The organism is Tritonibacter sp. SIMBA_163 (genome assembly GCF_046535935.1).
In the GTDB taxonomy this organism is placed as follows: domain Bacteria; phylum Pseudomonadota; class Alphaproteobacteria; order Rhodobacterales; family Rhodobacteraceae; genus Epibacterium; species Epibacterium scottomollicae.
Window position 1 is genome coordinate 136663 of the sequence record NZ_JAWJBP010000007.1, and the last position, 23742, is coordinate 160404.

Below are 23742 nucleotides of genomic sequence, written 5' to 3' on the forward strand. Positions count from 1 at the left end.
GCAATGGTCGCGGTGCGGCATTGTAAACGAACCAATATCAGCTCTCTGACATGTCCGAAGCAGAATCAGATTGACCGACCTCTATGGGACATGTGAGGATTGAGACAAAAGAATAAATGTGATAATCACGAGGATCGGGCTTGACACTACCTTCCAAGAAATCAGAACTGCCGACTGAGCAATCAGGGTCTAGCAACGTTCCCAAAGCTAGGTCGATTGATGAGCGTCTGTCCCAAGAACTAGTATTCGCCATGGTCGGGCCTGTGGGATCAGGCTGCACAACAGTTGCGACGCATATCAAATCCGAGCTTCAAAGCAGATATGAATATACCGTCCCCGAAGTTATCACTGTTTCAGAAATTATTCGCGAAAGTGCTGTTTTGGTCGGAGTTGATATTCCAGAAAGATCTAACTTTCAGGGCTACCTAAAGAGATCTCAGGAAGCCGGGAATGCGATACGAGAAAGGTTCGGAGAAGAATATCTGATTAAGCGTGTAATCGAAAAAATACACAAGCTTAGAACCTCTCTCGGAGGGTACTCCGATGGAAACATTATTCCAAAGAGGAATGCTTATATTATCGACTCCATCAAGAATGTTGAAGAGTTGAAGCTCCTTCGCAGTATCTATCGAGATACTTTGGTTGTTGTGGGTGTATTTGCGCCAGACAGTCAACGAGCCAAGAGGCTTGATGTCCCCCTTATGGATCCGAAAGCCATTGGGGTCCTTTTCGAGAAAGATCTTGGTGAAAAGCACCAATTTGGGCAGGCAACACGAAAAATATTCACCAAATCAGACTGGTTTGTTTCGAATGATAGTGATTTAGATGCCCTTAAAGGGAAAGTGAGACGTTTAACGGATCTTTGTTTTGATATTGGAGTCAACACTCCGACGAAATCTGAAGCCGCAATGTTCAAAGCCAATGCGATTGCGGGGAATTCCGCGTGCCTGTCGAGGCAAGTGGGAGCTGCAATCGTTTCAGAATCTGGTGAGTTTATAGGTTTAGGTTGGAACGATGTGCCACGTTTTGGAGGCGGTCTCTATGACGAGGATCAACGCCAATTTGAAAATATTGATAATCGCTGCTACGCTTGGGACGGCTTTAAATGCCACAACGAAAGCACCCGTAATGACATTGTTGATAAGATTTCGGAGATTATTGCCGATTCAAGTTATGTGAAGAGTAGAACTAAAATTGAAGAAATACGAACGTCCTTAATGGGTTCCCCCGTCGATGCGTTGATCGAGTTTTCAAGGTCAATACATGCGGAAATGGAAGCTATACTTTCGGTGGCCAGAGAGGGGAAACATTCGCTTGTAGGAGCTACACTCTACACCAATACCTATCCGTGCCACAATTGTGCTCGACACATCGTGGCTGCTGGTATCAAGGAAGTCGTATATATTGAGCCATACTTAAAAAGTATGGCTATCACCCTGCACAATGATGCGATCTCCGAGGACCCTGCTGAAAGAGTCGATAAGGTGCTGTTTCGCCAGTTCGATGGCATTTCGCCACGCAACTATCTGAAGTTTTTCAGATCTGAGCGTGAAAGGAAGGGAGAGCGAGGTTCGTTCCTACCTGGTGACACAAAAAATGCTTTGCCTCGGCTCGTGATGCCGTTAGATGCTGCAACAAAGTACGAAGAGTACGTAATCGCATCCCTCGCGTAGAGGGCTTGAAGGGGAGATTGATGTGACCACAAGTGATGAGCAATTATCCTTTGATTTCAAATCCTTGCCATGCGCAGAGAGTTCATCCGAAGCCTTAGGTACGGTATGTACTGTGCCGAGTTCTGTCGTCTCTCTGGATCAGATTCGTCAACAACGGTATCGATTGCAGGTCTTAGAGAAGGTGCGCCAAGCGCGTATTTTTGACACCAGTGAAATCGCGAACGACCTTCTGGAAGGTTGACCGAATGCGCGGGTCGCTGATGAATCCTTCGGAAAGACGTACCTAGCAGAAGTCAATGTGTATGGTCGACATTCCCTGTCAAATCGTTGCATAGGCGAATGTCTCAGTCGAATTGGAAGAAGAAAGCAAGCATAACTACGGTGCCTATTCGAGCCTTTCAAATCTAATCGAGCAGCGAATGACGGCGCACTGCGGAGTGTGCGTGGAGAATATGCCAGCTTGAACACACCAGTAGGCTGAGCTTGCAAACGTTGCAACTTGCGCGGAGCGAAGCTTGATTAGCCGATCCAAGCAGACATAAAAGCCGGCTCTCGTGAAATCTTTCGCGCATGCAGGAAAACTCTAGCTACGCCTCATGTGAATGTCGTGATTGTGCTTCCTGCGGCCATTGGCTCAGCTGTACATCTGGTTGAATGTCCGAAGGCCCTTTGCTCGCTGATCGTCGAGATACTTTGCAAGGTCGTTGATATGGACGCCTTTGGTAGCTTTCTGACTGTCTTCCATACGCACTAGCGGTATAGGCAGATTGCCCTCGTCTACCTTGCGCAAGAAGCTCCGCAGTGTGAGGTGGCTGAAATAGTCCTTCACCAACCGATCAACCGGGATGACGGGCTGACCATATTGGGCCATCAGAAAGAATGCAGTTTCCATCTTTGTCTCCGATGTCGCGACGGTGTGTGTCATTTGGGGCGGGAGTTAGGCGGCGAGAGAGCGGTGCCTGTCCGCTTCATCGCCCCACTGGCGGGCCGCGGCGTTCATCATGCCTTCAAATGATCGGCTGCGGAGGCGGGCGCGCTCTTGGCTGGGTGGCATGCGATGCACATGGTTCCAGCGCTTCCATTCTGCGGACAGTCGTTCCGGCTCTGGCAGGCGGTTCGTCTCTCGCAGCGGTGAAAGGCCATCGAGATACCATCCGGTCGCCTTGTAGGCGGGATCGCCAAACTGGAAGGGCTGGACGATATCGGGCGCCGGCAGATCCGCAGGCATGCGATCGCGGGCGAGGTCGTTCATTGTCGGGTTCTCGATAGCGCGGCAGGGAATGGGCGCGAGCCAGCAGGCCGTGAAGATATCCACGCCAAGCTCGAATTCAGCTTTCAGTTCCGCCCATGACCGCCCCCTGGGTAGCTTCTTCGGGTGGGTCCACTTGCCTGGTCCTGACATCCAGCGCCGCCCGGATCTGCAGAGGCGGGTGCAGGGTGGGTGCATCACCGCGAGCAGATCCCAGCCCTCGTGCAGTATGCCATCCCGCACGTCGCAGATGATGTGGCGGTTGGATCGGTCTTCGGCGGGGGAAATGTCACAGGACCAGACATCATGGCCCAACGCTGCCAGGGCGCGGCGCATGATGCCGCTGGTTTCGCAGGCAACCAGTGCTTTAGCCATTGTGAGAGCCTTCCCGCGGTGCTGCGATCCGTCCGCGCCACGCATCAAAGTCAGTGCGTAGAGCATTGAATTTATTGTAAGCCTCGCCGCGCAAGTCGAGATCGCGGCGCGTGATGATGTTGCAGACCGTGCGCAGGTACTCGGCCGCAGCGCTGGCGTTGATCTGCTGATCTGGAAGGCCGCTTCGGATGGCAGCAAACTTCTGGAACTGCGGATCATTGCAGAGAATGCCCGCCAGTTGCGCGGGCGAGTTGCTGAGCTTTGTTCCAATCAAATCTGAGGTCTCCGACGGGATGGGCGCGCGCTCTTTGTTGGTTGCGTGAGTGGTGGAACTTGCGCGCGCCCCGGACGGGAAGCTGGTTTCAGAGTTCGGACATGGCATTGGATGCTCCACAGGCTTGGGCGGGGTGACTGCCCTCATGCTGAAGAAAAAGGGCCGAAGCCGAAGCTCCGGCCAGTTCGTCACGGGCCAGTTTCAGGCCGCGTGATCGGGGACGTTATGGTGCGCGGGCGGTGGGCAATTTGGAGGATTGAGCCGCCCGCGCCTGATCCGCACCGCAAGACGGGTGCGAAACCTCTGCACAGAACCACATGGTCAATCCTCAAACCCATGTGGTGAGTGGTGCTGTTATTGGCTGTTGGGCGGTGCCCGTGGGATCTGTCCTAGATGAGCCATGTTGGCCGCTAGGAACGGTGGACCGTTTCGGTTGCGCCTTGCCTCACGCCGCATTGCGACGATGTGATTGGATGCCCCGGTCCTGCATGATTTCGCGAACCCGGTGCCCGACGCGATCCAGAACCATGTCAGTTGGCTCCGGTGAGGGCGCTGGCCCTTCGATGATGTGCTGGGGACGCAGGCGGGCAGGGTTGAAGCCCTGTCCGCGCGCTGCCTTCATCGCTGCCCAAGCGGATGTGAACAGGTGGATTTCGTTCAGGTGATCTTCGGGCGAACCGGCGATCTGCTGGGCTGTCTTGGTGATGTCTTGCATTCAATCCTCCATCGGTTGATGGGGGTAATATTCCTGTCTGGAATATGTCTGTCAAGAATAAATAGTCCTGTGAGGACTATTGAGTTATTGATCAGAGGGCTTTCTTCATGCTCTCGACGCTGTGAGTGCTGAGAGTTTGACATCACAAAACGAACAAGCGGACTCATGCCACCCTGGTGGGAGGGTCGAGGAAGTACCATGAAAGAAGAGAAATTTAGGCTCGCGCTTGGCAAAATGAACCAAGCTCAGTTGGATGAGTTTATTCAGGCTTTGTTTGATTCCGGTCTAGTACCGACTGCGCCATATCCAGCCAACCCTGTTGGCGTTCCTCAGACAGGCTCCGAAAAACTTCAATAAGCTTGAGCTCGGAGCTGTCCTGCTCTTCCGAAAATAACTGGTAGAGTGGGACTTCAAGCGCTTGTGAGATGAGCTTCATGCTGCGAATGGTCGCTCCATCCCACCCTCGTTCGATCTTGGAAATCGTCGATTGCTCCAGCCCCGCTGCTTTCGCAAGGGTGCTTTGGTTCCAGCCCTTCAGCTGACGAAGTGTCTTTGTCGCGCTCATCTAGCTAATATCCCACTAGTCTGATGGGGAGGCAAAACACCCTCGGGAATAAATATTCTTGACTGGCATATTCGTGTCAGGAATATTGCGCCCATGATGAACCTCTCTGAGTACTTAAACAAAACGGGGATCACCCAATCTGAGTTCGCCGCGAGGGTCGGTGTGACCCAAGGGGTGATTTCGCGCTTGTCTACTGGCCATAAGCAGCCAGGACTTGCACTGGCTATTCGGATTGAGTTCGCAACGAATGGTGCGGTTAAACCCCATATTTGGGTTCAGCCTTGCATGGCTGACACAGACAAGGGCACCGCCGCATGAGCCGCCCGCGTCTAACCCTGATCGTGAACAATGATGTGCCATGCGACCAGCCTGGCACGTCAGCTGACCAAGCGTCTTGGTCAAATCAGTTTGATCCATATGCGCTGAAGGTCAGCGCGCCTGACCTTTGGTCGGCCTATTTCCACGCGCGGTTTCATAGCCCGCGCGAGGTGGCGCTATTCTGCGATGTGTCTTTCCAGACCGCGCTGAACTGGTGGGGCGCGGTGACAGCGCCGGCCAGCCATACCGCCTTGCTGATGATCCTGACCGATCCCGGTGCGGCGACATTCTTTCAGGATGAACTGAGGAGGGCTGCTTGATGGAAAGGCTAGACGACCGTTGTTCCCGGAAACCACCTCTGCACTGTGGTCGCGCAACGCCCGCAGACCATTTTAGGGCCCTGCGTCTGAAGAATGGCCTTTTTCCGATCTTCATAGCAATTCGGGCAAATGAAATGAAACTCAGGATGATCTTCTGGAATATCCTTTGGAGCGTAAGCAACGCCGCGAGCTTCGGTCTGCGTGATCCGGTAGCCATCAAGTTCGGCAAGCGTGCGCTGCTCTGCGCTGTGCGCCTCCAGCAATTGCGTCAGCTTGTCCTTCAATTCCGCATTCGCGAGCTTCGCGTCAGCCACCTGCAATGTCAGATCGGAAAGCAGGGCTTTCATCTCTTCGTCGCTACCCGTTTGCGGCGACTGGAAAAGGCTCTTGATGCGTCCCGCGATGTTGAAGACGGAGTTCGTCGCCCTCAGGCCGCTTTCGGCGAGTTCGAGGGTATCTGTGATTGTATTCGTGTCCAAAATAAGTTCCTCAAAAATGCACATGCTGATCTGAATGGAATACTGAGAGAGCTTTCTTCCCGGCACAATACCAATGGACGGGGGAGGCACTAATGGCTCAGATCACTTCACCGCGTATCGAGCGGATCGCCTATCAGATCTGGTGGCTGATCGAGGACAGCGCCGGGGAATGCACCTTGGCGGATATGGCCACGTTCACCGGCGCATCAACGCAGACTTGTTCCCAGATCTGCCGCTATCGCGGTTGGTCTGGACGCTATCGCAAGATGGCGCGCAGCCATGCGGTCGACAACGGCCCGCAGCTGATCGATGCAATCGATGATGAGTTGTCGTCTCTGTTCGGAGAGGCAGCGTGATGCTGGGCGCGGTTGGATTGCAGCCAGTTTCGACCGAGGAGCTGCCGGAATACCCGCTCGGCATCGAGGACCGGCTCGATAGCCACTATTTCATGGCGTGGGAGCGGCGGCGCTGGCTGAACTCGGACATGCGGCTGAAGGGCACGCCGGAGTGCCGGGCGCTCTACTTCGATCTGATCAATATCGCTTATGACCAGACGCCGGTGGGCACTGTGCCGCAGGATCTTGAGACGCTGGCAAAGCTGTTGCTGGCTGATCCGGGGCACTTTCGGTCGCTTTGCAAGCTGGATTACGGGCCGTTGCACAAGTGGACGCCCTGCATTTGCGAGGGCGGCGAGGTGCGGCTCATGCATCCGATGGTGCTCAGGTCACTGACCGAGGCGCTTTCGCGCAAGGAAGACAATCGCGCCAAGCATGAAGCGGCCAATGCCGCCAAGCGGTTGCAGCGCTTGCGCATGACGGTGGCCGGCTATCACGCCGAGCTGGCGAAGAACGACGCCGCCATTCGCTGGATGGACGAATGGCTGGTCCAGGAGGGCTGTGAATACCGCAACGCCAGCTGGATCGAGCGCGCCATGCGGTCCTGGTCGACGCATATGTTCGACCTCGGCAAGGCGCGCTCCGGCTCTGTCCGATAACTGTCCGACAGTGTCCAAGACTGTCCGGCGGACAGTTCAAGACAGTCTCGGACAGTCTCAGACTGTCCTGCACGACAGGGACAGAGACAGAGACATAACAAAACAGAAGGACAGTCGCGGGACCGTTCGGGTTCGGTGGCTGTGGATAACTCGGATTTGCTGAGAAAAGAGGTGCAGAGATGGATGCGAAGGAACAGGCGGCAGGCGCGGTGCGGGTTCGGCAGTTGTTGATTGAGCCGCTGGTGCGGCTTGGGCTTGCTAAGCCCAGCAAGCTGACGGTGGCGCGGTTTGATGTGATGATCACGGACCTCTGCGGCAAGCTGGCGTACATGAACGATCTGAACCTCGCGGCGCTCGCAGAACAGGTGGCCAGCATGCCGGGCGGCAAGGGACAGGATCAGTTCCCGATTGCTGCGAAGATCCTGCAATGGGCGGCGGCAATCCAGCCACCGCCGGATGATGCGTCGCCGCTGTTCCGGGCGGTGTTTGCGCATCCGCTGGGGCAAGCGGCGCTGAAGGAGGGCTGGGCACCAGAGCTCTTGGGTCATCTGCGCCGGGTGCGGATCTGGCCGCGGGACTATGATCTTAACCAGATCCGCTCCAAGGCCGAGGATGCCCGCCGCCAGATTGTCCGCCAGGATGAGCGGGTCGCGCGGGGTGGGACGTTGTCGGATGCGGATTGGAATTTCCGCAAGGCACGGCGTCAGGCGCAGGATAAATGCCAGCGGATTGCGGCTCTGGTCGCAGAGGCAGGTGCGGTTTGACGGTTACGATACGCAGCGGCGCCCATGGCATCGCGACCAAACGATCTGTTTCGGTGTTGGAAATCATCGAGTGGGCGTTTCAACGCGAGAAGGTCGGCATAGACTTTGATGAGATCGAGCGCGAAACCGGAGCAAAGCCCGGTGTCGGGATGGAGTACATCCTGATGGAGCAAGCGCGGCTGGGGTGCCGGGTTCAGGGTGGCGGCACATCCTCGGCGCATCATGATGCGGAGATCGTGGCCAGCACCTTGGCTGTCTTGCCGGAGGGTTGCGGTGGCCGGCGCATGGCAATCTGGATTGCGGAGCTGGCGCGGTCTGGTCGGGCTCCTGAATGGCAGAGTGAGTTGCAGGTGCGCCCCATGGCGACCACGACCAACCGGCATGGCACGCGGGCACGGACATCAGATGCGGCGGAACTCGGTTCGATGGGGTGGCCCAGTCATCCCCGCCGCAAGCGCAATGGCAGTATCGCTATGGAGCCGGTGCTCTACTCTCCAATCGAAATCCGTCCAACTGCGCGCGAGATCGCATCGATGCGGCGCGGATATCTGGAATGGTGGTCAGCACTTCTGGAGATTAAATCGGCTCTTCAGATCAGTCACTTAACCGCTCATGTGGTGACGAACGTGATGCCTCCAAGCGCGCCATGGAAGAAAACCGCTTGACGAAATCCTAGCCCAATTGACATATTGCAGTCACCCAACGTGCGCCCGGTGCAGAGATCCTGCTCCGGGCGCACTTCGTTTGCGATGTCTTTCATGATGTCGCTTAGGTCGGTTGCGCCTCGGTAGCATCGACAACCTCAAGCAAATCACCGGGCTGGCAGTCTAGTGCAGCGCATAGTTTGGCAAGAGTATCAAAGCGAATACCTTTGACGCGACCTGATTTGAGCAGGCTCAGGTTTTGTTCGGTAATGCCGATCTCTTTGGCAAGGTCACGACCTCTCACCTTGCGCTGTGCCATCACGACATCCAACCTGACAACGACTTCCATTACACGAACGCTTTGTTTTCTGTTGCGGCACCTGCCGCCTCATTCATGGCCCAACCGATAACCACCAATAGGCCGGCAACAAAGAAGAAGTTGATGTCCTGCGTCCCAAAACCTAGCGAGAGCATACGTTCTCCCGGAGGGGCCGACCAGCTCATCAAAGCCGTGACAACAGGTTGGAGCACGATGCGCAGTATTGCCATGATCAGCAGCGCAAGGCCGCTCTTCTTGATCAATGTGGCGCAGTGAGCTGTCAGAACTTCGCGCGCCATGTAGCAGCGGAACAGCCTGCGCAGCAGCAGGATTGCCCAGATGGCAAAGCCAGTCGGAATGAGGCTGATGGCAAAGCCCAACCAAAACATTGGGCCGACCACGATGTTCTCTGCAGGCACTTGGAAGTCGGTAAGCTCGACGGCGTTGGGATCGGTCGCAAACAGAAAGCCAACCACCACGACGCTGGTGACGATGCCGATGACAAAGAGCGTGGCGAGTAGGTGTAGCCACCAAGATAAGCGGGACAAGCGATTTTCGCTCATGTGAAACCTCATAGAGTTGCTGTTGTGTGCTTATCGCATTTGTACTGATTCTTATCGTTTTGCAATAAACAATTGCTGATGGATGTTGATTTTGATCACGCATCTCACGTGCGTGCCCCTTTGCACTTTGACGAATGGATGCCTCATGGCGCGATTGAAGATCTGTGTGACGTCGGGCTGTGAGGACTTCGCTGTGCCTGGGCTGTCGCATTGCGAACGGCATGAAGCGGCGCGGCAAAACAAGCTAAAGGCGCGGCGGGCCAAGGCGCAGACCTCGCCAGCAGCAGTGCTGGCTCGGGTGCTCTATGCCGACCCGAAATGGAAAGCGGCGCGCGCTGCTTTCCTGCGCCACCATCCGCTTTGCGCGGACTGCGGAGAGCTTGGCGTGATCGAGCCGGCAACGGACGTCGACCACATCACGCCGCACAAGGGTGACCGGAAACTGTTCTGGGATCGGTCGAACTGGCAGGCGCTTTGTCATCGTTGCCACAGCCGCAAGACTGCGCGCGAGGTGTTCCACGGGTGACCGGGGGGTATCTCAAAACTGAGCGGGGTATGTCCTAAACCGGCGGTGATACCTTTGTTTTTGTGCGCGCGAAATTGAGGAAAAAAGCCCACTAATCAACCATGGAGGAAGCGGGATGAAAGGGAAAAAACCGAACCTGCAAAACGTCGTTCCCATGAAAGACGACATCCAGAAGCCTGTCCCTGACGCGCCGGAGTTTCTGGAGGATGAGGCCCGGAAAGTTTGGGATGCGCTTGCACCCGAACTGGTTCGAAAGGATCGGCTCGATGCGCTCTATGCCTATCAGTTTGCAAGCTATTGCACCTGTGTCGCCAATTTCGTGGCGGCGTCGGCCTGCCTCGCTTTGGAGGGCTTGTACTATGAAACCAAGACCCGGAACGGGGTTCAGCAGAAAAAAAGGGCGGCTTGGGGCATCCAGCAGGAAGCGATGGCGGGCATGCGGCGGGACTCGGCACTGTTTGGCCTATCGCCGGTTGATGCGTTGCGGCTGTCGGGAGAGGGCCAAGGCGATCTCTTTGACGATGCTATGAAGATGCTCAATGGAACCGATTGATCACCCGGTCTCGCGCTATGCGACTGGGGTTGTAGAGGGAGACATCATCGCGGGCGATCTGGTGCGGATGGCCTGCGAACGGCACCTGATGGATCTGGAAACCGGCGCGGATCGCGGGCTCTACTTCGATTGTGAGGCGGCAAGCCGGATCATTCGCTGGGCGGGGATGCTGCAGCACACGACGGGCCCGATGGGTGGGCAGCCGCTGAAACTTGAACCATGGCAGGAGTTTCGGCACGGATCTGTCTTTGGCTGGAAACATCGCGAGACCGGACTGCGGCGGTTCCGGTCCACCTATCACCAGGTGGGCAAGAAAAACGGCAAGACCACCGACACCGGCGTGCCGATGCTGTTCACGCAGCTCTTTGACGGCGAGGCCGCGCCGCAGGGATATTGCGCCGCCACCACCAAGGACCAGGCGGGGCTGCTGTTCAAGGAAATGAAGCGCATGATCAAGCGCTCGCCGTTTCTGGGGCAGATGATGAAGGTCTGGCGCACCTCGATTGAGACGCCGCGCACGGATGGCTCCATCGCCTGCCTGAGCCGGGACGGGGACAGTTCGGACGGGATCAACCCGTCATTCCTGGCCCGTGATGAAATGCACCGCTGGACCGACCGCGAACTGGCCGACACCATCGTGGAAAGCATGATCGCGCGGGACCAGCCGATTGACTGGGTGATCACCACGGCGGGGCAGGATCGCAACTCGCTCTGCGGTGAGATCCGCGGCTACGCGGAAAGCGTGTTGGGCGGCAAGGTCGAGGATGATGCGTTCTTTGGCTTTGTGGCGGAGCCGCCGGCGGATTGTGACCCCAGCGATCCCATTGCCTGGGCGATGGGAAACCCCAACCTTGGCATCAGTAAAAAGCAGGAGGCGATGCAGGCCACACTGCGCTCGGCGCTGGCGATTGCAGGCAAGATGCCGAACTTTCGGCGCTTCCACCTGAATCTCTGGACCGAGGGGGCGCAGTCGTGGATTGCGCCGGATGTCTGGGATCATGGCATGGCCTCGGCGCCGTTTGACCCGGCGATGCTCTTCGGGCGCAAGGCTTGGGTGGGGCTGGATTTGTCGAACAAGATCGACACCACGGCCATTGTGGTCGCGGTGCCGATGGATGGGCTGATCTATCTGATCACTTACACGTTCCTGCCGGAGGGGCCGAAAGGCTTCATCCAGCGGGCGCAGACGGAAAAACGGGAATATGTCGGCTGGCGGGATCAGGGCTGGCTGGAGATCCACAAGGGCGGCACGATTGATGAAGATCAGATCGCCAACCGACTGGAGTGGATCAGGAAAAACTTCGACCTGCAGGAGGTCGCTTATGATCCCTGGGGCATGAAGTACCTGGCGGACAAGCTGGACAAGCGGCGGTTCCCGATGGTCGAGCATCGGCAGGGCTATGCCTCGATGTCGAACCCGATGAAGCGGTTCGAGGAAAAGGTGGCGCAAAACAAGATCCGGCACGGAGGCAATCCGGTGCTGGGTTGGCAGGTGGGCAATGTCCACCGCGATGAGGACGCCGCCGAAAACGTAAAACCGAACAAGAAGAAATCCACCGGGCGCATTGATGCGGCGGTGGCGGCGATCATGGCGCTGGGGCGCGCCGAGGTCGGAGAAGAGAAACGCAAAGCACGCGAGGTCGAAGTGGTATGAAGTTGCTGGGCTTGGAGATCAGCCGCGCCGGGGCGTCGGTGCCGGCGCGGGCGCGGGTCGAGCCGCCGGTGATGGCTTCGGCGGCGGAGGTGGAGACCTCTGGCACCGCCAACCCGCAGCCACGGATGACCGAAATCGGCTGGGGTGGGGGTTCGAAACTCTCCACCAAGCTGCCGCGCGTGACGCCACAGCGCGGCGAGCAGCACGGCACTGTCTTTGCCTGCTGCAATAATATCGCCGGGGATCTGTCGAAGGTGCCGCTGAAGTTGTGGCAGCGCAACGCTGACGGTCAGGAGGTTCGCGTGCGTGATCATCCGGCCAACTATCTGTTGAACGTGGAGGCTTCGCCTGGGGTGCCTGCAAAGGTCATGCGCTTTGCGCTGGTCTATGCCTGGGCGCTGCGCGGCAACGGCTTTGCCTTTGGGCCGCGTGATGGCGGTGGCGAGCTGGAGCTGATCGAGCTGGTAGATCAGGATGGATGTACCCCACTGAAAGCAGGTCGGGATCGGTTCTATGACTTCACCGATGGGGCCGGTGTGGCGCGCCGTGTTGCCAGCCGGTCAATGGTGCATCTGCGCTATATGGCGCTGGATGGCTGGACGGGTCGGTCGCCTTTGCAGGTGGCTGCGGAAACGGTGGGGTTGGCCTTTGCTGGTCAGGAGTCTGCTGCGCGGTCACTCTCCGGGGCGCATGCCAAAGCGTATATGAAGATGGGCGATTCCTATGAGAATGACGAGGATCGCAGACGCAATGCGCGCCGCCTGAAGGAGCATCTGAGCAATCCAAACTCTGATGGTGTTCCCGTGCTGGGCCCGGATGATGACATCAAGAGCCTCGATCTGACAGCGGCGGATCAGGAGCTGCTGTCGAGCCGCAAGTTCGACCGGGAGCAGCTGGCCGCGATTTACCGCATGCCGCCGTCCAAGCTGCAGATGTTGGAATTTGGCGTGAAGGCCAACGGCGAGCAGCAGGCCATCGACTACCTGACCGATTGCCTGTTCCACTGGTCCGGTTTGGCAGAGCAGACCATGGCGATGGCGGTGCTGACCCGCAGCGAACGCGAGGCGGAGTTCTTCCTGCGCCATGACTTCGATGCACTCCTGCAGCCGACCATCAAAGAGCGCAACGAGGCCATGAACAAGGCTATCGGCGGGCCGTTCATGACGCCCAACGAAGGGCGCAGGAAGATTGGCCTTGAGCCGGTAGAGGGCGGCGAAACGCTGAACCCCGCGCCGAACATGACGCGCGATGACACCCAACCAAAGAAGGGGAAAGACGAATGAGCGGAGCCACTATCGGCGCGTTGTTCCACGGCGCGGATCTGTCAATTCATGACTCGGGGTTGGGCCTGTTGAACCAGCAGATCCCAACCGAGGCCCCGGACGCCTCAACGGACCTCCAGGCGTTGGCCGATGTCGGCGTGTCCATCGAACGCGGCCAAAGATACGCGGTGCATCGCGGCGTGGCTTATGTCCCGGTGCGCGGCGCGCTGACCCCGAACTCCGGCATTCTGGAGGGGTTCCTCGGTTGGTCCAATTATCACGGTGTTGCCGAGACCATGACGACACTGGCGGCGAGCGATGAGGTGCGCGCGGCGGTGATGATCTTCGACACCCCCGGCGGGTCTGTCCTCGGCGTGCAGGCGGCGGTCGAGGCGATCCGGTCCTGTGCGGCTTCAAAGCCTGTGCATGCCCTGGTGCATCCGCTGGCTGCGTCGGCGGGCTATTGGCTGGCAAGCCAATGCACCGAGATCAGCGCCACCCCCGGCAGCTGGGTTGGATCTGTCGGGACCATGCTGACGTCCTATCAGCCGGTGCAACCGGGTGAGGCGGGCAATCAGCTCTATATCCTGACCTCGGAGCACGCAGGCGCCAAGCGCCCGGATCTCTCTTCTGACGCGGGGCAGGCCACGGCCATGGTGCGTCTGAATGAAATGGAAGCGGAGTTCCTGGCCGCCGTGGCGCAGGGGCGCGGGATTGCTGCCGAGGATTTGCCGGGGCGAATGAGCCGCAGCGACGACATTAAACAAGGCGGCGATGTCTTCTGGAACGGCGATGCCGTTGCGCGTGGACTGGTCGACCAGATTGAAACGCTGCCGGACTTCATTGCGCGCCTTTCTGGTTTGTACGCACCGAAGAAGGCGACCTCATCGCGAGCCTATATGGCGCGCGCCGCCACGGCACGGGCGCACGCCTCTCTCTGACACTCTCTGGCCAATTTGGGCTGAGGACACCTCGCGCATTCGCGGCGAGGCCAATTGGGCTGCGCATGTGCAGCCTTTCCATGTGAAAAGGAGACACGACATGGACATCAACGATCTGCGCCGCATGCTGAAGGCTGCGGCGGACGCCATGGGCGACAAGGCGAAGGCCATTGAAGACCTGGAGGCGCAGGACGACGCGGAGGTCGGTGCGCTGGAGGCGGCGGTTGCGGCCTTCGAGACCGCTGAGGGCGAGTTCAAGGCGCTGCAGGTCAAGGTGACGCGGGCCGAAGCGGTTGAGCGCGCCAAAGCGGCCACCGCCACATCCGAACTCGACACCAGCGCGACCGGTGCAAGCGGCACGACTGAGACACCGCAGGCACCTGCTGCGGCGAAAGATCCGGAACATGACGGCATTGAAGTCGGGTTCATGGCGCATGCGCTGATCAACGCACGCGGTGACCGGGATCGCGCGGCGGCGCGGCTGGAACAGGACGGTCACAGCGCAATTTCGGCGGCGTTGTCCGGTGCGTCCGAGAGCGCCGGTGGCGTGACACTGCCGCGCCCGCAAGCGCAGCAGGTCATCGGGCTGTTGCGACCGCGCGTGACGGTGCGGGCCTCCGGGGCGCGCGTGCATGACATGCCAGCCGGTGAGCTGCGCAACGCGCGGCAGGCCACGCCAGCGTCGGCGGCCTATGGCGCGGAAAACGCTGCCATGGTCGAGAGCGAGCCGACGTTTGACAAGGTGGAAGAGAAGTTCCGCAAGCTAACTTCGCTGGTGCCGGTTGGCAATTCTCTGCTGCGCCATTCCAGCGCGTCCATCGCAATTTTGACCCGCGATAGCATCATCATGGAAATGGGCCTGAAGAATGACCTGGCGTTTTTGCGCTTTGATGGCTCTGGCAATCTGCCGAAAGGTCTGCGCCAGTGGGCGCTGGCTGAAAACTGGCAGGACGCCGTAGCGGGGACGGATCCTGCCGTGGTCGAAACGGCGATCCGCCGGATCAAAAGCCGGGTTGAGGATGCCAACGTGGCCATGGTCTCGCCGGGTTGGATCATGCGGGCCTCGGCCAAGAACTTCCTCGCAAGCCTGCGTTGGCCCAATGGCTTCAAGGTGTTCCCCTCCATTGACGACAGCGGCACCCTGCATGGCTATCCGATCCGCACCACCTCGCAGATCCCCGACAATCTCGGTGCGGGTGGCGATGAGACCGAGATCTACTTCGCGGATTTTGCCGAGATCATGATCGGTGACTCGATGCAGATCACCTTCGGGTCAAGCACGGAGGCCGCTTACGTCAACCAGTCTGGTGATACCGTGTCGGCCTTCCAGAATGATCTGACCCTGATGCGCGCGATCGCAGAACACGACATGGCCCCTGCGCATGATGAGGCCATTGCCGGTCTGAACGGCGTCGGCTGGTCGCTCTGATCCGCACTTTGATCTCCTGATCTCGGCGGCGCGCGCCGGGGTCCTACCCCACTCTGACAAGGACTGCTGATATGGCAAAACTCATCGTTGAATTTCTGAAAACTCATGGCCGCTACGTCAAAGGCGATGTCGCCGGATTTGATGCCGCAACCATCGCAAAATGGCCGCAGGGCGTGTGCAAACCCTATGACCCGGACGCCTCCAAGACCGTCGAAGCGCTGAGCGTGGACACCACCGCTGCCGAACAGATGATCGCCGATGCGCGTGCAGAACTCGAAACCAAGGGGGGCGAGCTGGATGCGCGCGACGCCGACCTGAAGGCGCGCGAAGAGGCGCTTGCGGCGCGGGAAGCGGCGCTGGCTGCAGAAGCTGAAAACACGCCACCCGCACTGGAGAAAAAGACGGAAAAGCCCGCAAGCGCGTTGCCGAAGGAAGGCGCAGGCACACCGCCAAAACAGGGCGCAAAAACGTAAGGAGCGCGAACTATGCGGGTGATCGAAGAGGGGCAAATCCCGGCGGGCGTGACCCTGGAGGACTTCAAACGGTCGGTTCATATCGCTGCTGAAGATCTGGATGACGATGCCGCCTTGAGCCTTGTTCTGGAAACGGCGGAATCGGTGGTCGCCACCGCCACCGGTCGCCCGCTGACGCCGCGCTCTGTCGAGTTCATCGTGACCCGTGGTGCTTGGGTCCGGTGGTGGTTTCCGGTGCTGCCGGTCACGGACCTGACGGGCCTCGCGATCAGTGACGGGATTGGAGGGTGGCTCGATCAGCCATTGGCGGGTGCATGGGTGCAACAGGCCCATGATGAGCCGCAGCTTGTGTTGGGTGGCAGTTGGGCCGGTCGCTCGGTGCGCGGTGATCTTCTGCGGGTGCAGGCGACGGTGGGCGGCGCGGATGTGCCCACGCTGGCCCGTTTGCGGCAGGCGATCTTTCTCTTGGCAAAGGAATGGTTTGAAGCGGGCATCGCCGTGGATGGTGAGCAGCCGCCGCAGCTCTCGTTTGGGGTGCGGCTGTTGATGAAGCAGGCACGCTATCGCCGCCCTTGCGAGGTGGAGTGATGGGCAGGCGTCTGGATCGCGTGGTGACCGTGCTTGCGCGGCAGACTGAGACCACGGCCACCGGCAACAAGCGGAAAACGGGCGAGGTCGAATTGCTGACGGTTCCGGCCAGCTATGAGCCGCTTACAGACGGTGAGCGCTGGCGGGCGGGGGCGGTGGAGCAAAAGGCCGATGCCCGCTTTGTGCTGCGCTATTCCGCGCGCGCTGCGGCGATCACGTCCGAGCACGTTCTGCGGATCAATGGGGTGGATTGGGAAATCACCGGGACGAAGGAAATCGGCCGGCGGCGGTGGATCGAGATCACCGCCCTGAAAAGTCAGTGAGGGCGACATGTCGGTGAAGATGAAGATCGAAGGCGCGGGCGACATCGAGCGCGCGCTGGCGGATATGGCGCGGGGTACCGCAAAGGGCGTGATGCGCCGCGCGATGAAGAAAAGCCTGAAACCCGTGGCGGATCTGGCGAGCGGTGTGTCTCCGTTTACCGTCGCCGTGACCAGCAAGCTGACTGCCCGTCAGCGCAAAGAGGCGCGCGGTGATACCGGGCGCAGCAAGGTGGTGCTTTATGTGGGGCCGGTGCAGCCGAATGGGGAGGGTGCGCCGCATGCACATCTTTATGAGTTCGGCACCGGGCCGCGTGTCCAGTCCTCCACGGGGCGGTCGACCGGGGCGATGCCCGCGCGTCCGTTTCTGCGGCCTGCCTGGGATGTCGGGACAACGGTAATGCTGGCAACGCTGCGGCGTGAGGTCTGGAATGAAATCGAGAAGTCGCTGGAACGCGCGCGGCGCAAGGCGGCGAGGGTGGCAAAATGAGCATGGAGACGGATCTCTGTGCCGTGCTCTTATCATTCACGCCGGCGGTTGTCTGGGGCGGGTTTGATGACGCCAAGGGGTTCCCGCGTATCACACTGCAACGGATCTCCAACCTGACCGATTATTCCCTGAAGGGACGCTCGAACGTGGAGACGGCGCGGGTGCAGGTCAATCTCTATTCGGATGATGCAGATGAGGTGATCGAGCTTGCGCCTTTGGTCTCGCAGACACTCACCGATTATCGCGGCGGATCGGTGATCCGCATCAAAGAACTCTCCCGGCGGGATTCCACACAGGAGACCGGCGGTGATGTGATCCGGCTGCAAATGCTGGATGTGCAGGTGCGCTACCGCGCCTGATCTGGCCGGGCAACCGGCACTTCCCAAACAATATGAAAGGACGAGCCATGGCAGAGAATGTCATCGCAGGCGATCTGGCGGACATTGAATGGTCCCCGGATGGAGAAGAGGCGACGTTTGTCGTCATCAAGGGGTGCAAGACGGTGGGGATCCCCGAAGAAAACCCGGAATACCGGGATCGCACCTCGCTCGACAGCCCCGGTCGGTCGCGCGAATGGGGCGTGGGCCTCACGGATACCAGCGAGCTGACGCTCAGCTGCTTTTATTCCGCCGCGCTTTACGAGTTGGCCGCCGGCTACAAGGCCTCCGGCAAGCCGGTGTTCTTCCGGGTGAAGCTGCCAATGATGGAGGGTCAGGCCACCACGGGGGATGTCTTTGCCTACAAGGCCTTCGTGAACCCCTCGGTGCCCTCGGTCGACCATGAGGGAGATCTGATGACGGATCTCAAACTGCGCCCCACCGGGCTCATCAACTGGACCAAGGGGGTGTAATCGATGATTGCAGCGGCAACTCTGAAGCAGGGAAAGACCACCCATAAACTGCGCTTCACCACCGGCGCGCTGATGCGCTTTGAAGAAGATAACAACGGCAAGGCCTTTGACGTGCTGCTGGATGATCTGATCCAGGGCAAGGGCGGCGTGCGCCTGCTGGTCTCGGCGCTGTCGGCAGGGCTCGACAATGGCGCCGGGGTTGCGCGCGAGGAGGCGATTGCCCTGGTCGATGCCGCCGGTGGCGCACGCCAAGTGGTGCCGTTTGTGGGCGATGCCATCGCCAAGGCCTTCCCGCCGCCCTCGGGCGAGGGCGACGGGGAGAAGACAGCGGGAAAGGCCAGCCCCCCGGCGGGGGCGTAGACTGGAGCGCGCTGTTTGCGTCGTGGTGTGAGCTGGGCTTGCACCACGAGCGTTTTGAGGCGGTCACCTTAAAGGAATACGACCTCATCACCCGCGCGCGGATCCGGGCCAAGGATGCACAGGTGGCGGCGCGCCGGGTGCTGAACCAGGAGCTTGGCGTGCTGGTCAGTCACGCGTTCCACAATCCCAGGAAGATGCCGGATTTTACCAAAGCCGCGGGCCGCAAGGGCCGCGGCAAAACCGACCCTGCGCAGGAGCTGGAACAGCTGCGCGCCGGTCTGATGAACATGCACTTCGAGAGTAAAAAGGGGCCGTAGATGTCGGCAGTTATTGGCGCGCTGCGGGGCGTGCTCTCCATGGATTCCGCCGCCTTTGAGACGGGCGCGAAGCGGGCCAAGGCCACCATGGGCACGGTGGAGCGCCGCATGGTGCGGCTGGCCGGGCGGATGGAACGGTCGGGGCGGCGCATGGCGCTTGGCCTGACGGTGCCGATGGCGGCTGCCGCCACCATGGCGGTGCGCTCCAGCCTGCAAATCGTGGATGCGCAGGCCAAGATGGCGCAGTCGCTGGGCACCACCGTCACCTCGATGCAGGTGCTGGAGCGGGCGGCGGATCTGTCGGGCGTCTCCATGGGCGAGGTGCAGCAGGCGACAATCCAGCTGACCAAACGCCTGAGCCAGGCGGCGGGCGGCACCGGGGCGGCGGCCAAGGCGCTGGACCGGCTGCATCTGAGTGCCGGCGCGCTGCAGGCGCTGCCGCTTGATCAGCGGCTGGAACAGATCCAGGGCGCCCTGGCGGAGTATGTGCCGGAGGCGGAACGCGCGGCGGTGGCCTCAGAGCTGTTTGGCAGTCGCGCCGGCCTGATCTTCACCCGCGTGGATGGCGCCGCACTGCGCACGGCGGCGCAGGATGTGAACCGCTTTGGCGTGGCGATCTCCGAGGTGGATGCGGATCAGATCGAGCTGACCAATGACGCGCTGTCGCGGATGAGCCTTGCGGGCCGGGGGCTGGCCAACCAGGTGACCGTCGCGCTGGCGCCGGCGCTGCAGGGGCTGAGTGATCGGGTGGCGGATGTGGCGACCTGGTTCAACGGTCTGTCGGAGGGCACCAAACGGTTCATCGCCACCAGCGCCTTGATTGTCGGCACGGTAGGGCCTGCAGCGCTGGCGCTGGGGCTGGTGCTGAAGGTGGCCGCGCCGCTGGGTGTGGCGATGGCGGGGGTGATCTCGACCGTGGCGCTGGCCCCCTTGCGCTTTGCGGCGGCGGCAAAGTCGGCCATTGCGCTGGAAGTGGCACTTGGGGCCACCTCGACCAAGGCGGCGGTGACCAGCCTTGCCATGAAAGGCCTGCAGCGGGGGCTGTTGCTGCTGCGCGGAGCGGTGATTGCCACCGGCATTGGCGCGCTGGTGGTGGGGGCGGGCTACCTGGCGATGAAGTTCCATCAGCTGGTGGTGGCCACCGGTGGCTGGGGCGCGGCGCTGCGCGCGCTTGGCGATCTTGCGGCGGGCGTCTGGCAGGGCATCCAGACCAGCGCCACGGCGATTGGCCCGGCGCTTGCGGCGATCTGGGCGCGGGTGCAGGCGGGGTTCACCCGCATGGTGCAGGATCTGTCCCTGAGCTGGGGCAACTTCCTGTGGACGCTGTCGGAGGGGATGCACGGCATTCCGGCCCTGTCGGATGTGCAGCAACGCCTGCGCGACGCCTCTGACGGAGCCATCGACAAGGTGATGGAGCTTGATCTTGCTGCCAGCACGCTTGAGGGTCGGATGATCCGGCTGCGCAAGGAAGCCGGTGGCAAGCTCAAGGAGGGGTTCAAACAGGCAGGGGCGGCGATGGGGCGGTTGTCCGGTCAGATGGACAGCGCCAATTCTGAGCTGTCGGAAGGCGACGACAGCGCGGATGCGCTTGCCAGCTCGCTGGATGGTCTCGGCGAGACGCTGGATGACGGATCCGGCGGTGGCGTGGCAGGGGGACTGTCCAAAACCACCGAGGCGGCAGAGGATCTGGGGCAGGAGATGAGCGGGCCGCTGTCCTCGGCAGTGGATGGCGTGGCGCGCTCCTTCGGCGATTGGATCGCAGGTGGTCTGCGCAACTTCCGCAGCATGTGGGACGGGATTAAAGACGCGGCCAAGCGGGGTCTCGCGGATCTTGCGGCCAGCTTTGCCAAGAGCCAGATCCGCATCGCCCTGGGGCTGTCGCTCTCGGGGGCGGGCTCTGCAGCCAGTGCCGCCGGTGGGCTTTTTGGCGGCGGTGCCGGGGGCGGTGGTGGTCTGCTGTCCGGTATTCTGGGGCAGGGGGCAAGCGGCCTGTTGGGCGGCGGTGGCATCCTCGGCGGGCTGGGATCTGGTCTTGGCGGGGTGCTCTCCGGTGGTGGGCTGGGATCGAGCTTTGCCAACCTTGGTGGTTTGCTCTCCGGCGCGTCTGGCGGGCTGGGCGCCATCGGCGCGGCACTCCCGGCGCTTGGCATTGTGCTTGGTGGTGCCGCACTTCTGAAGAAGGCCTTCAGCCGCAAGTTCGCCTTCTCCGCGCTGGAGGGCACGGTGGGGGCGGACGGCTTTGATGGCTATGCGCGGGACTTCTACAAGGGCGGCCTGTTCCGCAGTGACAAGAACGTTCATCGCGCCCTTGATGGCGGGCTGGATGCGGCGCTGGATCAGCAGGTGGCGGGGATCACCTCCGGGCTGTTGTCGATGTCGGATGCGCTGGGGCTTGGCTCTGACGCCTTGGCGGACTTCGAGGGCTACACGCTCTCGGTGATGACCTCGGGGCGTACGCAGGAGCAGATTCAGCAGGACATCGCGGATCACATGGCAGCGGCCTCCAATCAGATGGCGGATCTGATCCTGGGCACCGATGCGTTCACCCGCAGCGGGGAGAGTGCCTCGGAGACGCTGGCGCGCCTGTCGGGCAGCCTGGTGGCGGTCAATGACGCCATGGATCTTCTGGGCCGTGCCGCCTTTGATGTCTCGCTGGCCGGGGCCGATCTGGCCTCTGATCTGGTCGAGGCCTTTGGCGGCTCTGACGCGTTCTCGGTGGCGATCTCCAGCTATTTTAGCGGCTTTTACACCGAAGCAGAGCGCAGCGAGGTCTTGATGCGCCGCCTGCAGGAAGAGTTTGAAGCCCTTGGCATCGCCATGCCCACCTCGCGCGATGGCTTCCGCGCCCTGGTGGACAGCCTCGATCTGACCAGCGAGGGCGGGCAGGCGCTCTATGCGGATCTGCTGCGTCTCTCGGGGGCACTTGGCGATGTGCTGCCGCAGATCGGGGCCTTCACCGCAGAGCTGGCGGGGCTGGCCTCGGAGATTGGCGGCGAGATTGGCGTGCAGATCGAGGCCGCGCAGCAGATGGTGACAGAGGCGCGCGATGCGGCGCAGGCTTGGCGGCGTACCGCAGAAAGCTTGCGCGGCTTTGTGGTGGATCTCGTGAGCACAGAACTGAGTGCCGCCAGCGGCGGGCAGACTGATGCGATCCTGCGCGCGCGGATGGATGCAGGTTTTGCCAAGGTGCAGGCGGGGGATGTGGACGCGGCAGCTGACCTGCCGGAGCTGGCCCGCGCCTTTCTGCGCCGGGCGCGAGAGACCGCAGGCACGGAGCTTGAGTATCGCCGGATTGCCGCCGAGGTGCAGGGTCGCCTCACCTATGCGGCGGGGATTGCCGATCTGGAAGCAGGCAATGATGAGGTGCTGGCCGGTCTTTATCAGCAGCAGATCGAGGTGCTGACCTCGCTGGGCAACTTCCTGCAGCTGGAGAGCCTCACCGGTGATCAGGTGGCGGAGCTGAGCGAGGGGGTGCAGGCGCTGGCGGCGGATTGGGATGGCACGGTGTCAGCCTTTGAGGGCTCACTCTCCGCCCTGCAGGACGCCATCGAGACTGCCGAGGCCTTCAGCTATGACGATCTGGTGGGGGCGCTGGATGTGGCGGTGACGCTGGATGACAACGCCCCGGTCTGGCTGCGCGATCTGGTGGAACAGGCCGACACCGGCATTCGCACCACGCTGGACTTCATCCTCCGGCGCGATGATCTGAGCGCGGCGGATCGCTGGATTGCCACCCATGCCCTGTCTCAGCATGTGGCAACGCTGGACTTGGTGCTGGGGGAGGATCTCGATGAGGCCACCCGCAGGCTGGCGCTGACGGCGGCGGCAGACGTGCGTCGCAGCCTGCGTCTGGATCTGGGCCGAGATCTCGACCCCGAGACCCGTGCGCTGGTGCTGACCCGCTCGGCAAACCTGTCACGGCGCATCAATGTGGCGCTCACTGGGACAGGGGCAGAGACCGTGGCGCAGCTCACCGAGATTGCCGGGCTGATTGGTGATGGCAATGGCAGTGGCCGGCTGACCTTTGGCGGCGGTGTGGTGCTGGAGGCCGATGATGTCTTTGGCGATCTGGCCACCCAGACCGAACGTCTGCGCGCACCGATGGAACGGCTGCGGGGCATGTTGGGGGAGCTGCGCACGGCGGTCGATGCGGATCGGGTGTCGCGTGAGACGCAGGTCCAGCTGGCCAGCCTGCAGGCACAAGGCCAGGGACTGGCCGATGGCCTGTCTGATCGCAGTGAGGCGGCAGGGATCGTCAGCCAGATCGAGGCACTGGAACGCCAGACCGGTGTCAGCCTGACCCGCAGCGGCGGGCGGGATGCGGAGCTGCGGCTCTCGGATGTGTCTGGCCGCATTCTCTATGATGCGGATTACCTGACCTATGGGGCAGGGGCAGATCTGGCCGGGTTCCGTGCGGCCTTTCGGGGGGCCGAGGGGCTGGAGGCACAGATCGGCGCTTATAATCGGCGCTATGGCCAGAATGCGGCGCAGGTCGAGCAGCTCAGGGCGCAGATCCGGGATCTCGGCGGCATTCCGGCCTTTGCCCGGGGCGGCGCGCATCAGGGCGGTGCGCGGATCGTCGGCGAGCGGGGCTGGGAGATCGAGAGCACCGGCCCCTCGCGCATTCACAGCCACGCGGAGTCGGTGGCCATGCTCGACAATCGCCCGCTGGCCAAGGGGGTGGAAGATCTGACCCGCCATGTGGTGGCGCAGGGGCAGGTGGTGCG

Annotated in this window: 31 protein-coding genes; 23 read left to right on the forward strand and 8 right to left on the reverse strand. The window is 60.9% G+C overall.

What is annotated here, in order from left to right:
• The first annotated feature begins 140 nt into the window (after positions 1–140).
• Together R0J92_RS12820 and R0J92_RS12825 are read left to right on the forward strand one after the other, a co-directional pair.
• Positions 141–1673, forward strand: a complete 1533-nt coding sequence (locus tag R0J92_RS12820; protein ID WP_411051937.1) for an anti-phage dCTP deaminase — start codon at positions 141–143, stop codon at positions 1671–1673.
• 22 nt (positions 1674–1695) lie between these two features.
• Complete coding sequence (locus R0J92_RS12825) at positions 1696–1914, forward strand: hypothetical protein (RefSeq protein ID WP_411051938.1); 219 nt, start codon at positions 1696–1698, stop codon at positions 1912–1914.
• 393 nt (positions 1915–2307) lie between these two features.
• Here R0J92_RS12825 and R0J92_RS12830 read toward each other — a convergent pair whose 3' ends face one another.
• The 5 genes from R0J92_RS12830 to R0J92_RS12850 form a co-directional block, all read right to left on the reverse strand.
• Entirely contained in the window at positions 2308–2565 is a 258-nt protein-coding gene (locus R0J92_RS12830) for a pyocin activator PrtN family protein (protein ID WP_168611870.1), read from the reverse strand.
• A 45-nt stretch (positions 2566–2610) separates the two neighbouring features.
• Entirely contained in the window at positions 2611–3297 is a 687-nt protein-coding gene (locus R0J92_RS12835) for a hypothetical protein (protein WP_411051939.1), read from the reverse strand.
• Positions 3290–3571: a hypothetical protein gene (locus tag R0J92_RS12840; RefSeq protein WP_411051941.1), complete on the reverse strand. Its 282-nt coding sequence runs from the start codon at positions 3569–3571 to the stop codon at positions 3290–3292. Before R0J92_RS12840 ends, R0J92_RS12835 begins: the two co-directional genes overlap by 8 nt.
• A gap of 445 nt (positions 3572–4016) precedes the next feature.
• The gene (locus tag R0J92_RS12845) at positions 4017–4286 is read right to left on the reverse strand and encodes a hypothetical protein (RefSeq protein WP_411051942.1); all 270 of its coding nucleotides are present in this window, start codon (positions 4284–4286) and stop codon (positions 4017–4019) included.
• 259 nt (positions 4287–4545) lie between these two features.
• Positions 4546–4851 (reverse strand): helix-turn-helix domain-containing protein, encoded by a 306-nt coding sequence (locus R0J92_RS12850; RefSeq protein ID WP_411051943.1) that lies wholly within the window; start codon positions 4849–4851, stop codon positions 4546–4548.
• A 96-nt stretch (positions 4852–4947) separates the two neighbouring features.
• Here R0J92_RS12850 and R0J92_RS12855 point away from each other — a divergent pair, with 96 nt between their 5' ends.
• A complete protein-coding gene (locus R0J92_RS12855) occupies positions 4948–5169 on the forward strand; it encodes a helix-turn-helix domain-containing protein (protein WP_411051968.1) in 222 nt (73 codons plus the stop codon).
• On the forward strand, positions 5166–5489 hold the full coding sequence (locus R0J92_RS12860) for a hypothetical protein (RefSeq protein ID WP_411051944.1): 324 nt from the start codon (positions 5166–5168) through the stop codon (positions 5487–5489). The genes R0J92_RS12855 and R0J92_RS12860 overlap by 4 nt, the downstream gene beginning before the upstream one ends.
• Before the next feature lie 8 nt (positions 5490–5497).
• Here R0J92_RS12860 and R0J92_RS12865 read toward each other — a convergent pair whose 3' ends face one another.
• Positions 5498–5968, reverse strand: a complete 471-nt coding sequence (locus R0J92_RS12865; RefSeq protein WP_411051945.1) for a hypothetical protein — start codon at positions 5966–5968, stop codon at positions 5498–5500.
• Positions 5969–6060: 92 nt separating this feature from the next.
• On the opposite strand from R0J92_RS12865, the gene R0J92_RS12870 reads away from it, so the two are divergent.
• From R0J92_RS12870 to R0J92_RS12885, 4 genes are all read left to right on the forward strand, one after another.
• Positions 6061–6324 (forward strand): hypothetical protein, encoded by a 264-nt coding sequence (locus tag R0J92_RS12870; RefSeq protein WP_411051946.1) that lies wholly within the window; start codon positions 6061–6063, stop codon positions 6322–6324.
• The gene (locus R0J92_RS12875; protein WP_411051947.1) at positions 6324–6962 is read left to right on the forward strand and encodes a hypothetical protein; all 639 of its coding nucleotides are present in this window, start codon (positions 6324–6326) and stop codon (positions 6960–6962) included. The genes R0J92_RS12870 and R0J92_RS12875 overlap by 1 nt, the downstream gene beginning before the upstream one ends.
• Positions 6963–7141: 179 nt before the next feature.
• Positions 7142–7726, forward strand: a complete 585-nt coding sequence (locus R0J92_RS12880) for a hypothetical protein (RefSeq protein WP_411051948.1) — start codon at positions 7142–7144, stop codon at positions 7724–7726.
• Positions 7723–8391 (forward strand): hypothetical protein, encoded by a 669-nt coding sequence (locus tag R0J92_RS12885; protein ID WP_411051949.1) that lies wholly within the window; start codon positions 7723–7725, stop codon positions 8389–8391. The genes R0J92_RS12880 and R0J92_RS12885 overlap by 4 nt, the downstream gene beginning before the upstream one ends.
• Positions 8392–8494: 103 nt before the next feature.
• Here the strand turns inward: R0J92_RS12885 and R0J92_RS12890 are convergent, their stop codons facing one another.
• Together R0J92_RS12890 and R0J92_RS12895 are read right to left on the reverse strand one after the other, a co-directional pair.
• Complete coding sequence (locus tag R0J92_RS12890; RefSeq protein ID WP_411051950.1) at positions 8495–8719, reverse strand: helix-turn-helix domain-containing protein; 225 nt, start codon at positions 8717–8719, stop codon at positions 8495–8497.
• Positions 8719–9252 carry a hypothetical protein gene (locus R0J92_RS12895; RefSeq protein WP_411051951.1) on the reverse strand — a complete coding sequence of 178 codons (534 nt, stop codon included), beginning with the start codon at positions 9250–9252 and terminating at the stop codon, positions 8719–8721. The genes R0J92_RS12890 and R0J92_RS12895 overlap by 1 nt, the downstream gene beginning before the upstream one ends.
• 145 nt (positions 9253–9397) lie before the next feature.
• On the opposite strand from R0J92_RS12895, the gene R0J92_RS12900 reads away from it, so the two are divergent.
• The 15 genes from R0J92_RS12900 to R0J92_RS12970 form a co-directional block, all read left to right on the forward strand.
• On the forward strand, positions 9398–9778 hold the full coding sequence (locus tag R0J92_RS12900; protein WP_411051952.1) for an HNH endonuclease: 381 nt from the start codon (positions 9398–9400) through the stop codon (positions 9776–9778).
• A gap of 154 nt (positions 9779–9932) precedes the next feature.
• Positions 9933–10331 (forward strand): P27 family phage terminase small subunit, encoded by a 399-nt coding sequence (locus R0J92_RS12905; protein ID WP_411051953.1) that lies wholly within the window; start codon positions 9933–9935, stop codon positions 10329–10331.
• A complete protein-coding gene (locus tag R0J92_RS12910; protein WP_411051954.1) occupies positions 10318–11985 on the forward strand; it encodes a terminase large subunit in 1668 nt (555 codons plus the stop codon). Before R0J92_RS12905 ends, R0J92_RS12910 begins: the two co-directional genes overlap by 14 nt.
• Positions 11982–13268 carry a phage portal protein gene (locus R0J92_RS12915; RefSeq protein ID WP_411051955.1) on the forward strand — a complete coding sequence of 429 codons (1287 nt, stop codon included), beginning with the start codon at positions 11982–11984 and terminating at the stop codon, positions 13266–13268. The genes R0J92_RS12910 and R0J92_RS12915 overlap by 4 nt, the downstream gene beginning before the upstream one ends.
• A complete protein-coding gene (locus R0J92_RS12920) occupies positions 13265–14188 on the forward strand; it encodes a S49 family peptidase (protein ID WP_411051956.1) in 924 nt (307 codons plus the stop codon). The genes R0J92_RS12915 and R0J92_RS12920 overlap by 4 nt, the downstream gene beginning before the upstream one ends.
• Before the next feature lie 100 nt (positions 14189–14288).
• A complete protein-coding gene (locus R0J92_RS12925) occupies positions 14289–15617 on the forward strand; it encodes a phage major capsid protein (RefSeq protein ID WP_411051957.1) in 1329 nt (442 codons plus the stop codon).
• A 71-nt stretch (positions 15618–15688) separates the two neighbouring features.
• Complete coding sequence (locus R0J92_RS12930) at positions 15689–16090, forward strand: hypothetical protein (protein ID WP_106162741.1); 402 nt, start codon at positions 15689–15691, stop codon at positions 16088–16090.
• A 12-nt stretch (positions 16091–16102) separates the two neighbouring features.
• Entirely contained in the window at positions 16103–16678 is a 576-nt protein-coding gene (locus R0J92_RS12935; RefSeq protein ID WP_411051958.1) for a hypothetical protein, read from the forward strand.
• Positions 16678–17001: a phage head closure protein gene (locus tag R0J92_RS12940; protein WP_411051959.1), complete on the forward strand. Its 324-nt coding sequence runs from the start codon at positions 16678–16680 to the stop codon at positions 16999–17001. The genes R0J92_RS12935 and R0J92_RS12940 overlap by 1 nt, the downstream gene beginning before the upstream one ends.
• A gap of 7 nt (positions 17002–17008) precedes the next feature.
• Positions 17009–17488, forward strand: coding sequence for a hypothetical protein (locus tag R0J92_RS12945; RefSeq protein ID WP_411051960.1), 480 nt, complete (start codon positions 17009–17011; stop codon positions 17486–17488).
• A complete protein-coding gene (locus R0J92_RS12950) occupies positions 17485–17847 on the forward strand; it encodes a hypothetical protein (RefSeq protein WP_411051961.1) in 363 nt (120 codons plus the stop codon). The genes R0J92_RS12945 and R0J92_RS12950 overlap by 4 nt, the downstream gene beginning before the upstream one ends.
• A 47-nt stretch (positions 17848–17894) precedes the next feature.
• Entirely contained in the window at positions 17895–18338 is a 444-nt protein-coding gene (locus tag R0J92_RS12955) for a hypothetical protein (RefSeq protein WP_411051962.1), read from the forward strand.
• A gap of 3 nt (positions 18339–18341) precedes the next feature.
• Positions 18342–18698: a hypothetical protein gene (locus tag R0J92_RS12960; protein ID WP_411051963.1), complete on the forward strand. Its 357-nt coding sequence runs from the start codon at positions 18342–18344 to the stop codon at positions 18696–18698.
• A 38-nt stretch (positions 18699–18736) separates the two neighbouring features.
• Positions 18737–19015, forward strand: a complete 279-nt coding sequence (locus R0J92_RS12965) for a hypothetical protein (RefSeq protein WP_411051964.1) — start codon at positions 18737–18739, stop codon at positions 19013–19015.
• Positions 19016–23742: hypothetical protein (locus R0J92_RS12970; protein ID WP_411051965.1), on the forward strand; the 4727-nt coding region annotated here is incomplete at its 3' end.

Excerpts from the sequence above, each read along its gene's own strand:
- R0J92_RS12910 (WP_411051954.1), top strand. The coding sequence starts at position 10,318 with ATGGAACCGATTGATCACCCGGTCTCGCGCTATGCGACTGGGGTTGTA.
- R0J92_RS12900 (WP_411051952.1), top strand. The coding sequence starts at position 9,398 with ATGGCGCGATTGAAGATCTGTGTGACGTCGGGCTGTGAGGACTTCGCT.
- R0J92_RS12870 (WP_411051946.1), top strand. The coding sequence starts at position 6,061 with ATGGCTCAGATCACTTCACCGCGTATCGAGCGGATCGCCTATCAGATC.
- R0J92_RS12940 (WP_411051959.1), top strand. The coding sequence starts at position 16,678 with ATGGGCAGGCGTCTGGATCGCGTGGTGACCGTGCTTGCGCGGCAGACT.
- R0J92_RS12915 (WP_411051955.1), top strand. The coding sequence starts at position 11,982 with ATGAAGTTGCTGGGCTTGGAGATCAGCCGCGCCGGGGCGTCGGTGCCG.
- R0J92_RS12855 (WP_411051968.1), top strand. The coding sequence starts at position 4,948 with ATGAACCTCTCTGAGTACTTAAACAAAACGGGGATCACCCAATCTGAG.
- R0J92_RS12845 (WP_411051942.1), bottom strand. The coding sequence starts at position 4,286 with ATGCAAGACATCACCAAGACAGCCCAGCAGATCGCCGGTTCGCCCGAA.
- R0J92_RS12920 (WP_411051956.1), top strand. The coding sequence starts at position 13,265 with ATGAGCGGAGCCACTATCGGCGCGTTGTTCCACGGCGCGGATCTGTCA.
- R0J92_RS12860 (WP_411051944.1), top strand. The coding sequence starts at position 5,166 with ATGAGCCGCCCGCGTCTAACCCTGATCGTGAACAATGATGTGCCATGC.
- R0J92_RS12930 (WP_106162741.1), top strand. The coding sequence starts at position 15,689 with ATGGCAAAACTCATCGTTGAATTTCTGAAAACTCATGGCCGCTACGTC.
- R0J92_RS12880 (WP_411051948.1), top strand. The coding sequence starts at position 7,142 with ATGGATGCGAAGGAACAGGCGGCAGGCGCGGTGCGGGTTCGGCAGTTG.
- R0J92_RS12905 (WP_411051953.1), top strand. The coding sequence starts at position 9,933 with ATGAAAGACGACATCCAGAAGCCTGTCCCTGACGCGCCGGAGTTTCTG.
- R0J92_RS12875 (WP_411051947.1), top strand. The coding sequence starts at position 6,324 with ATGCTGGGCGCGGTTGGATTGCAGCCAGTTTCGACCGAGGAGCTGCCG.
- R0J92_RS12950 (WP_411051961.1), top strand. The coding sequence starts at position 17,485 with ATGAGCATGGAGACGGATCTCTGTGCCGTGCTCTTATCATTCACGCCG.
- R0J92_RS12925 (WP_411051957.1), top strand. The coding sequence starts at position 14,289 with ATGGACATCAACGATCTGCGCCGCATGCTGAAGGCTGCGGCGGACGCC.
- R0J92_RS12830 (WP_168611870.1), bottom strand. The coding sequence starts at position 2,565 with ATGGAAACTGCATTCTTTCTGATGGCCCAATATGGTCAGCCCGTCATC.
- R0J92_RS12935 (WP_411051958.1), top strand. The coding sequence starts at position 16,103 with ATGCGGGTGATCGAAGAGGGGCAAATCCCGGCGGGCGTGACCCTGGAG.
- R0J92_RS12890 (WP_411051950.1), bottom strand. The coding sequence starts at position 8,719 with ATGGAAGTCGTTGTCAGGTTGGATGTCGTGATGGCACAGCGCAAGGTG.
- R0J92_RS12960 (WP_411051963.1), top strand. The coding sequence starts at position 18,342 with ATGATTGCAGCGGCAACTCTGAAGCAGGGAAAGACCACCCATAAACTG.
- R0J92_RS12945 (WP_411051960.1), top strand. The coding sequence starts at position 17,009 with ATGTCGGTGAAGATGAAGATCGAAGGCGCGGGCGACATCGAGCGCGCG.
- R0J92_RS12835 (WP_411051939.1), bottom strand. The coding sequence starts at position 3,297 with ATGGCTAAAGCACTGGTTGCCTGCGAAACCAGCGGCATCATGCGCCGC.
- R0J92_RS12895 (WP_411051951.1), bottom strand. The coding sequence starts at position 9,252 with ATGAGCGAAAATCGCTTGTCCCGCTTATCTTGGTGGCTACACCTACTC.
- R0J92_RS12955 (WP_411051962.1), top strand. The coding sequence starts at position 17,895 with ATGGCAGAGAATGTCATCGCAGGCGATCTGGCGGACATTGAATGGTCC.
- R0J92_RS12850 (WP_411051943.1), bottom strand. The coding sequence starts at position 4,851 with ATGAGCGCGACAAAGACACTTCGTCAGCTGAAGGGCTGGAACCAAAGC.